Raw genomic sequence first — 12324 nt, forward strand, 5'->3', positions numbered from 1 at the left:
GGCTGGCTCCCACCGGGATTTGTGTCGTGCACAAAACCAATGTGGGAGCGAGCCTGCTCGCGATGGCGTCCGTGAAGACGCCGCACTATCAGAAGTGGAACTTCACCAGGAAGCTGGTCACGTTCTGATTGGTGGTGAAGGCCTTGGTGTCGTCGATACCGTACTTGTCTTTCCAGTAGTCGTATTCAACACCGACGTACAACTGCTTCTCGCCGAAATTCAGCGCCTTGCCCAGGTCGTATTTGACCTGAGGGTTGAAGTGCAGGTTGGCGTGGTATTCGCCTTTGTTGTTGACGTCGTTGTCGACCACCCAGTCCATGTAGCCGTCGATCAGGATGTTCGAATCGCCCACCGGAATGGTGTAGGACCAGACCGGCGTGATCTGCCAGACGTTGTCACCCGCACGCGAGCCTTCGGTGTGACGCTGGTAGAAGTTCAGCTGGAAGTAGTCGAAGCCCGGAATGGCCAGGTCGAAGCCCGGGCCGATCAGGTAGGACTCGGTGTCACCCTCGCCGAACTCGTAGGTCATCGCCAGCAGGACGTCCTTGATCGGGCCGAACTCGATCTTCTGGTCGAGCACCTTGCCCAGCGAGATGCGTGGCTGGAACTCGCCGTAGTAGGTGTTCGGACCGTTGTTGAAGTCCTTGTCACCGTTGTAGAAGATCTTGTCGAGGAAGAAGAAGTTGTCCCCGTACTTCCACGCATCGGCGTGCTCGAAGGTCACGGTCTGCTGGATGGCCGGGTTGACCTTGAAGTCTTTACCGTAGAGGTAGGTCAGGCTGTTGTTCTGCCATTGCAGCAGGCCGTCGGCCATGGCCTGACCCCCTGCCAGCAGCGATCCCGCAAGCATCAGGCTGGTGCACATACGTTTCATTCGGTTGCTCCCAAAGTAGGTGTTCCACGTTTATTTTTTTGAGTCGGCGCTCTGGTGTGGCGCCTTTTTTCGTTGCTGCAAAAGTCATCCATCCGGTCAGCTTTCATGCTGTTAGCAAGAGCTGAGCCAAGGCTTTTCGAAAAGCAAAAAAACGCCCGTCGGCTGCTGAAAAACAGTCGATTGAGCGTGTTTTCGGGATGCCTCGGTACTGACCGAAGCCTGGATAAGTTGGCTTTTCGGTCAGGAATTAAATTCGGGCTTTTTTTTAGACCGAATTCAGGAGGCCGCGGAGAATACTGACTCAACGGCCAGGCCTCAAGTGCCCCGCAACAGAGCACCGACGACAGGTAGGGGGCACGGTTGCGGGTCATCTTAGAAGTGCACCTTCACCAGCAGGCTGGCGGTGTTCTGGTTGGTGTCGAAACTGTGGGTGCTTTCGACCCCGTATTTGTTTTTCCAGTAGCTGTATTCGGTGCCGACGTACACCTGCTTTTCACCCCAGCCGAGGGCTTTGCCCAGGTCGTATTTGATCTGCGGGTTGATGTGCAGGTTTGCGTGATAGGTGCCACGGGAGTTCTGGTCGTTGTCGACCACCCAGTCCAGATAGCCGTCGATCAGCAGGTCGGAATTGCCCACGGGAATGCTGTAGGACCAGCCGGGCGTGATCTGCCAGACGCCGTCGCCCGGGCGCGGGCCTTCGGTCTGGCGGCGGTAGAAGTTCAGGGTGAAATAGTTGAAGCCCGGTACCTTGAGGTCGAAGCCGGGGCCGATCAGATAGGCCTCGCTGTCGCCTTCGCCGTACTCGTAGGTCATGGCCAGCAGCACGTCCTTGATCGGGCCGAACTCCAGCTTCCTGTCGAAGATCTTGCCGAACGACAGGCGCGGGCTGAATTCGCCGTAGAACGCGTGGGGGCCTTTGTTGCGGTCTTCCTGGCCGTTGTAGAAGATCTTGTCGACGAACAGGAAGTTGTCGCCGTACTTCCACTTGTCGGCGTGCTCGAACGTCACCGTCTGCTGGATCGACGGGTTGATCGCGAAGTTCTTGCCGTACAGGTAGCTCAGGCTGTTGGTCTGCCACAGCAATAAATCGCCGGCCATGGCTTGCGATGCGGCCAGCAGGCCGCCGCTCAACAACACGTTGGTTTGAGTCCGGATCATCTGTTGCTCCCTCTTGTTTTTATTGTTTGAGGCAAAGCTGTCGCGAGGGGGCAGGCTTGGGCGAGCCCCCTTTTTTTCTCTTCGGATCAGTGCGGGTGTGCGTGGCAGTCGTTGATCGCGGCGCGTTCGGCGCCGCCGAGGATGTTGAACAACAGGTTCAGCGTCAGCGCGCTGAGGGTGGCCATGGCGATCCCGCTGTGGGTGATCGGGCTCATCCACAACGGCAGGTGGGCGAAAAATTCCGGACGCACCACCGGGATCAGGCCCATGCCGATGCTCACGGCTACCAGCAATTGATTGCGGCGGTCGCCGATGTCGGCTTCCTGCAGGATCTTGATGCCGGTCGCTGCCACCATGCCGAACATCGCAATCGCCGCGCCACCGAGCACCGCCGGTGGAATCGACGCCACCAGGAATGCCGCTTTCGGCAGCAGGCTCAGGACGATCAACAGACCGCCGGCAACGATAGTCACTGAACGGCAACGCACGCCGGTCATCTGCACCAGGCCGATGTTCTGCGCGAAGGAGGAGTGGGTGAAGGTGTTGAAGAAGCCGGCAACGAACGATGCGCCGGCATCACACAGCAGGCCGCGACGCAGCATGCGCGGGCAGACTTCCTGGCCGGTGATCTTGCCCAGTGCGAGGAACATCCCGGTGGACTCGACGAAGATGATCACCACCACCAGGCACATCGACAGGATCGGTGCCAGTTCGAACTTCGGCATGCCGAAATGCAGCGGGGTGACGAACTGAACCCACGGCGCGTTGGCCATGCCGCTCAGGTCGACCATGCCGATGGCGCCGCAGAGCACGTAGCCCAGGCACATGCCGATCAGCACGGAAATGTTGACCCAGAAACCGCGCATGAAGCGGTGGATCAACAGAATGGTGGCCAGCACCAGTGCGGCGATGGCCAGGTAAATCGGTGAACCGAATTGAGCAGCACCAGCGCCGCCACCGGCCCAGTTCACGGCCACGGGGAACAGCGACAAACCGATCGAGGTGATGACCGTGCCGGTCACCAGAGGCGGGAAGAAGCGCACGACCTTGGACATGAACGGCGCGATGATCATGCCGAAGAACCCGGCGGCGATGGTGGCGCCGAAGATTCCCTGCAGACCGATGCCGGGCATGCCGGCCATGGCGACCATGCTGCCGACGGCGGCGAAACTGGCGCCCATCATTACCGGCATGCGAATGCCCATCGGGCCGATGCCCAGAGATTGCACGATGGTGGCGATGCCAGCGACCAGCAGGTCGGCGTTGATCAGGAAGGCGATTTCTTCACGACTCAGGCCAGCGGCCTGTCCAATGATCAGCGGTACCGCGATGGCGCCGCCGTACATCAGCAGTACATGTTGCAAACCGACCAGGATCAGTTGCAAAAGGGGCAAACGCTGAATGGCGGGTGCGTCGGGGATGCGCGCTTTGGACAGCTCGGACATGCAACACCTCGGATCTTTTTTATTCTTGTGATTAACAGCTGCCGGGTTGCTCACAGCTGTTTCTTTGCATCAGGTAAGCCGCGTTGCGGCTAATCGCTGGCAAGCCAGCTCCCACACAGGCAGTGCAAAACCCTGTGGGAGCTGGCTTGCCAGCGATGCTTTTACTGCTTAGTTGGTCTGGGCTCCCTGGGCGATCCATGCACCGATCAGGTCACGTTCCTGCTGGGTCATCTGTGTGATGTTGCCCAGTGGCATGATCTGCGTGGTGATGGCTTGCGCCTGGATCCGTGCCGCGTTCTGGCGGATCTGCTCGGGGGTGTCGAACATCACGCCGGCCGGTGCAGCGCTGAACAGCGGGCTGGTCGGTTTGGCCGAGTGACAGACCGCGCAGCGTTCCTGGATCACGTTGTGCACCTTGTCGAACGCAGGACCGGCGTTGGACGCCTGAGCCGGAGCGGCGGCCGGTGCAGCAGGGGCGGCCGGTTGTGCAGCTTCAGCCGGTTTCGCGCCACCACCCAGCGCCGTTTCCGGCAGTGGCTGGTACTCGATTTTCGCAGGCGCCTTGGCCACGTCTGGAGCGGTCGACATCGGCGCAGGGCCGGTGACGTACGCCAGACTGATCATGCCCACCGCTGCCACAGGCAGGGTCCAGGCAAACTTGTGGCTGTCGTGACGGGTGTTGAAGTAGTGACGCACCAACACCGCCAACACTGCGATCCCGGCCAGGATCAGCCAGTTGTACTGGCTGCCGTAAGTGCTCGGGAAGTGGTTGCTGATCATGATGAACAGCACTGGCAGGGTGAAGTAGTTGTTGTGACGCGAACGCAGCAGGCCTTTAGCCGGCAGCGCCGGATCCGGCGTGCGGTTCTCGGCAATCGCGGCAACCAGTGCGCGCTGGGCCGGCATGATGATGCGGAACACGTTGCCGACCATGATGGTGCCGATGATCGCGCCGACGTGCAGGTACGCACCACGACCGCTGAACACCTTGCTGAAGCCAAACGCCGCGCCGATGATCAGCACGAACAGGATGAAGCCGAGCAGGGCAGGTTTTTTGCCCAGAGGCGAATCGCAGAGGAAGTCGTAGATGAACCAGCCGGCGATCAGCGAACCGATGCCGATGGCCACGCCTTCAGGGCCGGTCAGGCCGCTGCCGGGTGCCACGAGGTAAAGCACGGGGTTGGAGTAGAACACCACGCACAGCAGCGCGATCCCCGACATCCAGGTGAAATAGGCTTCCCATTTGAACCAGTGCAGGTTCTCCGGCATCGACGGAGGGGCCAGTTTGTATTTTTCCAGGTGATAGATGCCGCCGCCGTGGATCGCCCACAGATCACCGGCAAGACCGGTTTTCGGGTTGACGCGGTTGAGGTTGTTCTCCAGCCAGACGAAGTAGAACGACGCGCCGATCCAGGCCACGCCAGTGATCATGTGAACCCAGCGCACGCTCAGGTTCAGCCATTCCAACAGATGTGCTTCCACAGTCTTTACCTCTCGCCCGTCACTCTTGTTGTCGAGTGATCGGACCTTCTCTTATTGGTGGGGGGCGAGGATCAAACGCTCATCCTCTTTGAAAAAATGCTCATCGCAGTTATTGCCTGTGCCACTGCGATCAACCACCAGGAAGTCATCCCGCTTTTCGATCGTCAGCACCGGGTGGTGCCAGACGCCGCGATGGTAATTGATGCCCTGCCTGCCGTTGGTGACGAAGGCGCGGACCAAGCCTGATACAGGTACATCGCCAAGTGGCGCGACCACGATCAGAAAGGGGTTGCCGAGCAGCGGAATGAAAGCCTGGCTGCCCAGCGGATGGCGTTCCAGCATGCTGACGGTCAGCGGCATGTCCTGCGCGTCGGCGCGGAAGATGCTGATGATCGCGTTGTCCTCAGGCGTTGCGGTTTCGACCGTCGCCAGTTTATGGAAGCGCATGGTCGAACCGTTGTTGATCATGAAGTGATCGCTGCCGTCGGTTTCGATCACGTCACCGAAAGGGGCGAAGGCTTCTTTGGTCAGCGGTTCAATCGTCAGTGTGCGCATGCTGTTCTTCTTAATCTCTTGAAAATTGATCGTTCCCACGCTCTGCGTGGGAACGCTGCCATGGACGCTCCGCGTCCACTGTGACGCGGAGCGTCACGGTATGCATTCCCACGCAGACGGTTCGACGCCTCGACGTGGGAACGATCGGGTGTTACTTCGCGACCTTGCCCAAAACGCGCAGGCGGCTCACACCACCGTCCGGGAACACGTTCAGACGGATGTGGGTGATCGGGCCCAGTGCCTTGATCTGCTCGACGAAGGTGTGTTCGGCGTGCATTTCCAGCTTCTGGCTTGGCAGCAGTTCACGCCAGAACAGCGACTGGGTTTCGATCTGGCTGTCAGTGCCGCCCTTGACGAACGCGCCCTGGATCGAGCAGGTGTCCGGGTAGTTGCCCTTGAAGTGCAGGGTGTCGACGATGATTTTTTCGATCTCGCCCGGGTGGCCCAGCGCGACGATCACCCAGTCATTGCCTGGCGTGCGACGACGTGCGGTTTCCCAGCCGTCGCCCATGTTGATGCCACGGCCCGGGTTGAGGATGTTGCTCATGCGGCCGAAGTGTTCGTCGGAGCAGGCGAGGGCGCGGCCACCGTTGAGGGCTGCTGCCAGGTCCACTTGCTCGTTGTCGCCAACCGCCGACCAGTCGCGGAACGGAATGCCGTACACGCGCAGACGGGCCACGCCGCCATCCGGGTAGATGTTGAAGCGCAGGTGGCTGAACGCCTTTTCGTTGCTGATTTCGTGGTAGTGGTGGCTGTTGCCCTGCAGCTCGACGGCCGACAGCACTTCAGTCCACTGGGTGTTTTCGTCCGGCTCGCCCGACGCCAGGAAGCAGGCTTCCAGCGAGGCCGATGGCGGGAAGTTGCCGGTGAAGAATGAAGTGTCGATGTCCACGCCTTTGATCGAACCCGGTACGCCCAGGCGGATCACCGCGCTGTCGTAGCCTTCGAAGCGCTTGCGGCGCGATTCCCAGCCGTCCATCCACTTGCCGTTGTCATCGAACACGCCCTCCTTCCACACGGCCGGGGTCGGCTGAAACAGACGATTGGCGTCTGCGAACCAGTCATCGGTGACCGAGATGATTTTGGTGCCCAGACGGGCATCGGCCAGGTTGACGAACTTCTCGAAAGGTACGGCGTAAGCTTTCATTCTTCTTGTCTGCCTTTAAATAAGTGGCTTGGGATGCTTGCAGGGCCCTGGGAAACACAAGCGTTCTAGAGGTTTCTCGGGCCAGGCTCGCTAGAGAGTCAGTAATCGGAACAGGGCGATCTTGTTGATCTCCGCCAGCGCGCATTTGAACTCGGTGTCGACCGGGTTGTGAATGCGCGTTTCGAACGCCGCGAGGATCTGATGCCGGTTGCTGCCTTTTACCGCCATGATGAAGGGAAACTTGAACTTGGCTTTGTAGGCGTCGTTCAGCTCGGTGAAGCGCTGGAACTCTTCGGCCGTGCATTGGTGAATACCGGCGCCAGCCTGTTCATTGGTGCTGGCTTCGGTCAACTCGCCCTGGACGGCAGCTTTGCCGGCCAGGTCCGGGTGAGCGTTGATCAGTGCCAGCTGACTGGCGTGATCGGCGCTCAACAGGATGTCGCTCATGCGCTGGTGCAGGGTTTCGATCTGGTCGATCGATGCGTCCTGGCCCAGGTCGAAGGCCTTCTCGGCCACCCATGGCGAATGTTCGTAGATGTCGGCGAAGGCTTTGACGAAGGCGTCGCGGCTCAGGGTCGACGGTTGCAGGGTTTGAAAGGTGCTCATTTGGCAGCCCCTTGGTACGGGTGGGTTTCGTGCCAGTGACGCGCGATGTCGACGCGGCGGCTGAACCACACCTGTTCATGACTTTTAGCGTATTCGATAAAGCGCTTGAGCGAAGCCAGACGCGCCGGACGGCCCACCAGACGGCAGTGCAGACCGATCGACAACATCTTCGGTGCTTCGGCGCCTTCGGCATAAAGCACGTCGAACGCATCTTTGAGGTATTCGAAGAAATCGTCGCCCTTGTTGAAACCCTGGACCTGGGTGAAGCGCATGTCGTTGGTGTCCAGGGTGTACGGGATCACCAGGTGCGGCTTGCCGGTCGGGTTGTTCGGTTCCCAGTAGGGCAGGTCGTCGTCATAGGTGTCGCAGTCGTAGAGGAAACCGCCTTCTTCCATCACCAGGCGACGGGTGTTCGGGCCAGTGCGACCGGTGTACCAGCCCAGTGGGCGCTCGCCGGTGAGTTCGGTGAGGATGCGGATCGCTTCGAGCATGTGCTCGCGTTCCTGCGCTTCGTCCATGTACTGGTAGTCGATCCAGCGGTAGCCGTGGCTGCAGATCTCGTGACCGGCCTCGACCATCGCGCGGATCACGTCCGGGTGACGCTGGGCGGCCATGGCCACGGCGAAGATGGTCAGCGGAATGTCGAATTCCTTGAACAGTTTCAGGATCCGCCAGACGCCGGCACGGCTGCCATACTCGTAAAGCGATTCCATGCTCATGTTGCGCGCGCCTTGCAGAGGCTGAGCAGCAACCATCTCGGACAGGAAGGCTTCGGATTCTTTGTCGCCGTGCAGAATGTTGCGCTCGCCGCCTTCTTCGTAATTGAGTACGAACGACAGGGCGATCCGGGCATTGCCCGGCCAGTGTGGGTGAGGAGGGTTACTGCCGTAACCGATCAGGTCGCGTGGGTAGTCAGCGCTCACTGCAGTCTTCCTTCTTATTCGTTGACAGATTGTGTGGCGCCCTGAAGTTTGAATGGCAGGCTGGCGTCACAGCGATGGGCTGATTGTATACAACTTTATTCTCAATTTGTAAGCCTGAATTTTCGCATTTTTCACCGGCTGTCATCTTTGCTGTTAATGGCGTGAACCTGCAAGAAACCTGCCTGACCAGTCAGCTAATGGATTGGGGGTTCAATGAATGCGAGGTTATGGGGCAAATTACCGGGAAATCGAAGGATGGCGGGGGTAGCAGCAAAAATGTCGTTTTTATTGTGTACAATTTTTTTGAAAAATGTCTTAATCAATCGCTCGCCGCAGCTTTTCGTGCTCCGAAACGGTGCGGTCTCCTTTTCAACTGACTTCGGGAGGCGCGAAGTCTGACTGCTCCACGCAGGCAGGCGCGCAGAATCAATGGGACGTTTGACAACACACGTTTTGGACGCTGCACACGGTTGCCCTGGCAGCTCGATCAAGGTCGAGCTGTACCGCGTTGAAGGTTCGCACCTGGAATTGGTCGCCAGTGCGCTTACCAACAGCGATGGCCGGGTCGATGCGCCACTGCTGCAAGGCGATGACTATCGTACCGGTGTCTATCAGGTTCAGTTCCACGCCGGCGATTACTACCGCGCCCGTGGCGTCCAGTTGCCGGAGCCGGCATTCCTGGACGTGGTCGTGCTGCGGTTCGGCATCTCTGCCGAACAGGATCACTACCACGTACCGTTGCTGATTTCGCCTTACAGCTATTCCACCTATCGGGGCAGCTGACCCCCAAGCAGCTGCCCCTGCCGGGAAGCGACTGCGCATATAGCTTCTTTGGTCTTTCGCCCGCTCACACTGCGGGCTTTTTTTCGTCTGTCATTCAGCAATCTGCGATCACAGCCGTGGGTGCCCGTCGCGCACGATAAACACTGTGTCGTCAGCGTTTGCAAGCGTCTGCGGGCCGCCCCTGAGCCAGACGACTTTGTTTCTGGCATTTGCTGCGATCACCGCTGCCGCCGCCGGTGCGCCCACCTGAATATGCAGGCGCAAGCTGGCGCTGTTCTGATCGACATTCAGAGTCTGGTTGATCTTGCGGCCCCGGATGCGATGCAGGCTGATGAAGAATACATAGTCATGCCCGGTGCGCTTGAACACCAATGCCGGATACGAGTTGGAAGGGCTAGGATCGAACACGGCGTAACCGTTACGGGTCAGCAGCGTCGCCATGAAGCGTTTGAGATCCACCGCCGATTGGGTATTGGTCGAATACAGCCATTCCTGGCGAAACAGCGCCGGATCGAAATCCAGTCGCTGCAGCGGACCACCCGATTCCGGCGTCGGTAGTTCGATCACACGGATCGTTCCAGCGCCCGACGTTGGCAGGATCGGCAACATCAGCAACGGATCCGCCAATTGCGGGCGTGGAGTGTCGTTTCCGGTTTCCCAGTCGTTGAAGGTTTGTCGCAGCAAGGTCAGTCCCGAACCGGTGGCGGTATTGGTTCCGTTTGCCAGCACAAACTGGTGAAACGCGACATTCTCCTGCGAACTCGCGGACAACTCGGGAAAGTATCGAGCGACGTAATTCGTCAATGGACGATCGAATGGCAACGTCGGATCGATTTGCCAATGATGGGCAGGCGGAACCTGAATGGCGCCTCGCGGCTGTTGCTGCGGGTCCAGTCGGAGTGTGCGCTCCAGCAGGTCGAAGTCGTAGATCAGGTGACTCGGGTTCTTGATATAGACGATCGGATCTCTCGCATCGCCTGGCGGAATGACTTTGTACTGGATACCGTCGACGCGAATGTCACCCGGGGTGGCATGTTGCGGGTCGATGCCCCAATCGCTCCACGGCGTCTCTTCCAGGCGAGAGCGTTTTGACGGTACGGCTGACGGTTCATCATCCGGCAATCGGTGGCGTGTGATGGTCAGCCTGGAAGTATCTGGCGCGGTTTCCACGGGAACCGGGCGCCACATCAGCGTCCCTTCAACCCGCTCCAGCAACGGACCGGACGCGAAGAGTTCGTTCGATAAACGAGCTCTTACTCCATCCTGTGCATCGGGGTCGATCAGCACGGTGCCACCCTCGACAAGATCGACATAGGCATAGCGTCCGGCGGAACGAATGCCGCTCGGCAAGTCGGGAGGCGGCAACCTGTTGACCAGCCCGGGTGCAAGAAAATAACTGCCGATCGGCCTTTGCGCGGTGCTGGCCCTGACCTGTGTCTCGGCAGGAAGATCGTAGATTTCGATCATCTGACGGCGAGTCACGGGCGGCGCAGGCAATTGCCAGGCCGGATGCGTGAGGGTTGGGTCGATCAAGGTGTCGGGCGTCAGGCGTGGGGGGACTGGAATGTCCGGCGTGGTGTCTCGCACGACAGGCGTGGAGTCCGGTGTATCCGTTTTCGGTCGGGTGGGGCGTTTGGGGCTCATTGATGATCAGCCTTCGCGAAGAATGAAGAGGGTGGGTTGGTCCGGACTCGGTCGTTGAATGCCGCCCACCAGATAGTTGATTTTGTCTTGTGCCAGCAGGGTGTTCAGCCGTTGCCGTCCGGTTTCGTCGAGTGTCATCAGCGCTGCCGAACTGGTCAGTTCGGAACCCGGTCGGGTGTATCGGGGGATGAAGTCGGAGGAGACGAGCGGGAGCTTCAGTACGAAAAGCGAGTCCAGGCCTTCCCGACGGAAAACCAGCGAGTTTTCCAGCAGCAGGGGATCTGGCGGACTGACCGTGTAGCCGCTCTTGACCAGAATTTTGTAGAAGAGCTTTTGCAAGCTCGCAGCCCCCGGTTCAGCCGTATATTCATTCCATTGCTGCGAAAATTTCTGCGGATCAATATCGACTCGCTGCAGGCTCGGCCCGCTTATCGGGGGCAGTACGATCCCTCCCCCGAAAGTGCCGTCATCGATGATGGGCTGGATCGGCAGCAACATCAGCGGATCTGCGAGCTGTCGGTGGGCGGGGATGGTCCTGTTTTCCCAGTAACGGAACGTCTGGCTCAGTGCCTGCAATCCCTCACCATTGATCACTTCGGCGCCACGTGACGCGCTGAACATGGCCTTGGCCACGGCCCTGGCGGATTGCCCGGACAAGTACTCGAAGGTATCGGCGACGTATTGCGTCAGCGGTTTTTCGAATGGCAGGTGATCGTCTGCAACGACCCACCGGTTGTCCGGGGCACGGGCTGCCCAGCGCGGTTGCAGCGTGCGATTGTCTACGAGCATCTGTTCGAAAGCTTCGAAGCGTTCCGGGTTGAAGCGCGGGTGCTTGATGCAGACGATGGGAGTATTGGAGCGAACGATCTGCGACACGATCGGGTAGTGCAGCCCATCTACTTCAACCGATTGACCGCTGGTGGGTTTTGTCGGTTGACCCCAGCTTCGCCATGGCTTGCTGGACAGGTCCAGTGGTTGCTGGATGGTTGTCGAAGCCTTGTCGGCGAACGGGTCCGGATCGGTCGACGCGTCATCCTCATTCAGTCGCGGGCGTTTGCTCGGACCGGCTTGCTCGTCCGGCTCGTCGACATGCGGGCGACGTGCCGCGATGGCTTGGCGTTTTTGCCACAGATTCGTGCCATGGATCCGCTCGACTTGAAAACCGGATGGCGTCAACTCGCTGGCCGAGGTCAGTTGATAGCGGCCGTCAGGGTGTTGATGAACCATGGCAGTGCCTTCGCGCATGTCGACATAGGTTCGTTCACGACCGTCACGGCGAATGCCTTGCGGTGAGTCTGCTGCCGGGGTCAGCCTGAGGGCCAGATGAACGGGAATGAACACGGGTGATGTCGGCCTCGCCGAGGCGTCAGGTGCAATGACTGACCCGTGTGGATGCTGGCGGGTCAGCATCTCGCTGACCTCGACCGAGGGCTGTTTGCCCCCGCCATGGTCTGCCGTGTGTTGCGATGAATGTCCGGCGAACGTCAGCTCGACGCTTGGCAAATGCGTGCCGGGGCGAATGTTCGAAACGTGATCGACATTGACAGGAGGCGTGTCTGTCAAGGACCTGGGAGGCGACGAACTCGCGGGAGGAATCTGCTTGGGTGGCTTGGCCATTTGAAGTGCTCCGATGTACGACTGATTCAGCGGTGTAAAGCCATGGAGTGGTGCTGGCTAAAGGGGGCTGAATGATCGTCAAAGCAGGCT

The 12324-nt window shown here is 59.5% G+C and carries 11 protein-coding genes; 1 reads left to right on the forward strand and 10 read right to left on the reverse strand.

The genetic code is table 11. The features are described from left to right. Nucleotides 1–88 precede the first annotated feature (88 nt). The 8 genes from L6D82_RS25880 to puuE all read right to left on the reverse strand — a co-directional run bounded on the left by L6D82_RS25880 (nt 89) and on the right by puuE (nt 8190). Nucleotides 89–874 carry an outer membrane protein OmpK gene (locus tag L6D82_RS25880; RefSeq protein ID WP_085748491.1) on the reverse strand — a complete coding sequence of 262 codons (786 nt, stop codon included), beginning with the start codon at nt 872–874 and terminating at the stop codon, nt 89–91. A gap of 372 nt (nt 875–1246) precedes the next feature. Next, nucleotides 1247–2032 carry an outer membrane protein OmpK gene (locus L6D82_RS25885; RefSeq protein WP_011333187.1) on the reverse strand — a complete coding sequence of 262 codons (786 nt, stop codon included), beginning with the start codon at nt 2030–2032 and terminating at the stop codon, nt 1247–1249. A gap of 86 nt (nt 2033–2118) precedes the next feature. Continuing rightward, on the reverse strand, nt 2119–3477 hold the full coding sequence (locus L6D82_RS25890) for a nucleobase:cation symporter-2 family protein (RefSeq protein ID WP_085608811.1): 1359 nt from the start codon (nt 3475–3477) through the stop codon (nt 2119–2121). A gap of 168 nt (nt 3478–3645) precedes the next feature. Next, on the reverse strand, nt 3646–4959 hold the full coding sequence (locus tag L6D82_RS25895) for a urate hydroxylase PuuD (RefSeq protein WP_085748492.1): 1314 nt from the start codon (nt 4957–4959) through the stop codon (nt 3646–3648). A gap of 51 nt (nt 4960–5010) precedes the next feature. Further along, a complete protein-coding gene (locus tag L6D82_RS25900; protein WP_027613342.1) occupies nt 5011–5514 on the reverse strand; it encodes an ureidoglycolate lyase in 504 nt (167 codons plus the stop codon). Nucleotides 5515–5665: 151 nt separating this feature from the next. Continuing rightward, nucleotides 5666–6661, reverse strand: a complete 996-nt coding sequence (gene alc, locus L6D82_RS25905; protein ID WP_121184460.1) for an allantoicase — start codon at nt 6659–6661, stop codon at nt 5666–5668. 90 nt (nt 6662–6751) lie between these two features. Beyond that, nucleotides 6752–7267, reverse strand: coding sequence for a 2-oxo-4-hydroxy-4-carboxy-5-ureidoimidazoline decarboxylase (uraD, locus tag L6D82_RS25910; protein WP_085748493.1), 516 nt, complete (start codon nt 7265–7267; stop codon nt 6752–6754). Next, nucleotides 7264–8190, reverse strand: coding sequence for an allantoinase PuuE (gene puuE / locus L6D82_RS25915; protein WP_007960032.1), 927 nt, complete (start codon nt 8188–8190; stop codon nt 7264–7266). Before puuE ends, uraD begins: the two co-directional genes overlap by 4 nt. Before the next feature lie 429 nt (nt 8191–8619). Between puuE and uraH the strand changes: the two genes are divergently transcribed. Further along, entirely contained in the window at nt 8620–8973 is a 354-nt protein-coding gene (gene uraH, locus L6D82_RS25920) for a hydroxyisourate hydrolase (RefSeq protein ID WP_011333195.1), read from the forward strand. Nucleotides 8974–9081: 108 nt separating this feature from the next. Here the strand turns inward: uraH and L6D82_RS25925 are convergent, their stop codons facing one another. Next, entirely contained in the window at nt 9082–10617 is a 1536-nt protein-coding gene (locus tag L6D82_RS25925) for a hypothetical protein (RefSeq protein WP_236191926.1), read from the reverse strand. A gap of 6 nt (nt 10618–10623) precedes the next feature. Beyond that, nucleotides 10624–12234 carry a hypothetical protein gene (locus tag L6D82_RS25930; protein WP_236191927.1) on the reverse strand — a complete coding sequence of 537 codons (1611 nt, stop codon included), beginning with the start codon at nt 12232–12234 and terminating at the stop codon, nt 10624–10626. Nucleotides 12235–12324: the final 90 nt, after the last annotated feature.

Origin of the sequence: Pseudomonas paraglycinae, assembly GCF_021601625.1 — a bacterium.
Classification (GTDB): domain Bacteria; phylum Pseudomonadota; class Gammaproteobacteria; order Pseudomonadales; family Pseudomonadaceae; genus Aquipseudomonas; species Aquipseudomonas paraglycinae.

Bases quoted from the DNA above. Each gene is read 5' to 3' on its own strand.
- L6D82_RS25880 (WP_085748491.1), bottom strand. From the start codon at position 874: ATGAAACGTATGTGCACCAGCCTGATGCTTGCGGGATCGCTGCTGGCA.
- L6D82_RS25885 (WP_011333187.1), bottom strand. From the start codon at position 2,032: ATGATCCGGACTCAAACCAACGTGTTGTTGAGCGGCGGCCTGCTGGCC.
- L6D82_RS25890 (WP_085608811.1), bottom strand. From the start codon at position 3,477: ATGTCCGAGCTGTCCAAAGCGCGCATCCCCGACGCACCCGCCATTCAG.
- L6D82_RS25900 (WP_027613342.1), bottom strand. From the start codon at position 5,514: ATGCGCACACTGACGATTGAACCGCTGACCAAAGAAGCCTTCGCCCCT.
- alc (WP_121184460.1), bottom strand. From the start codon at position 6,661: ATGAAAGCTTACGCCGTACCTTTCGAGAAGTTCGTCAACCTGGCCGAT.
- uraD (WP_085748493.1), bottom strand. From the start codon at position 7,267: ATGAGCACCTTTCAAACCCTGCAACCGTCGACCCTGAGCCGCGACGCC.
- uraH (WP_011333195.1), top strand. From the start codon at position 8,620: ATGGGACGTTTGACAACACACGTTTTGGACGCTGCACACGGTTGCCCT.
- L6D82_RS25925 (WP_236191926.1), bottom strand. From the start codon at position 10,617: ATGAGCCCCAAACGCCCCACCCGACCGAAAACGGATACACCGGACTCC.
- L6D82_RS25930 (WP_236191927.1), bottom strand. From the start codon at position 12,234: ATGGCCAAGCCACCCAAGCAGATTCCTCCCGCGAGTTCGTCGCCTCCC.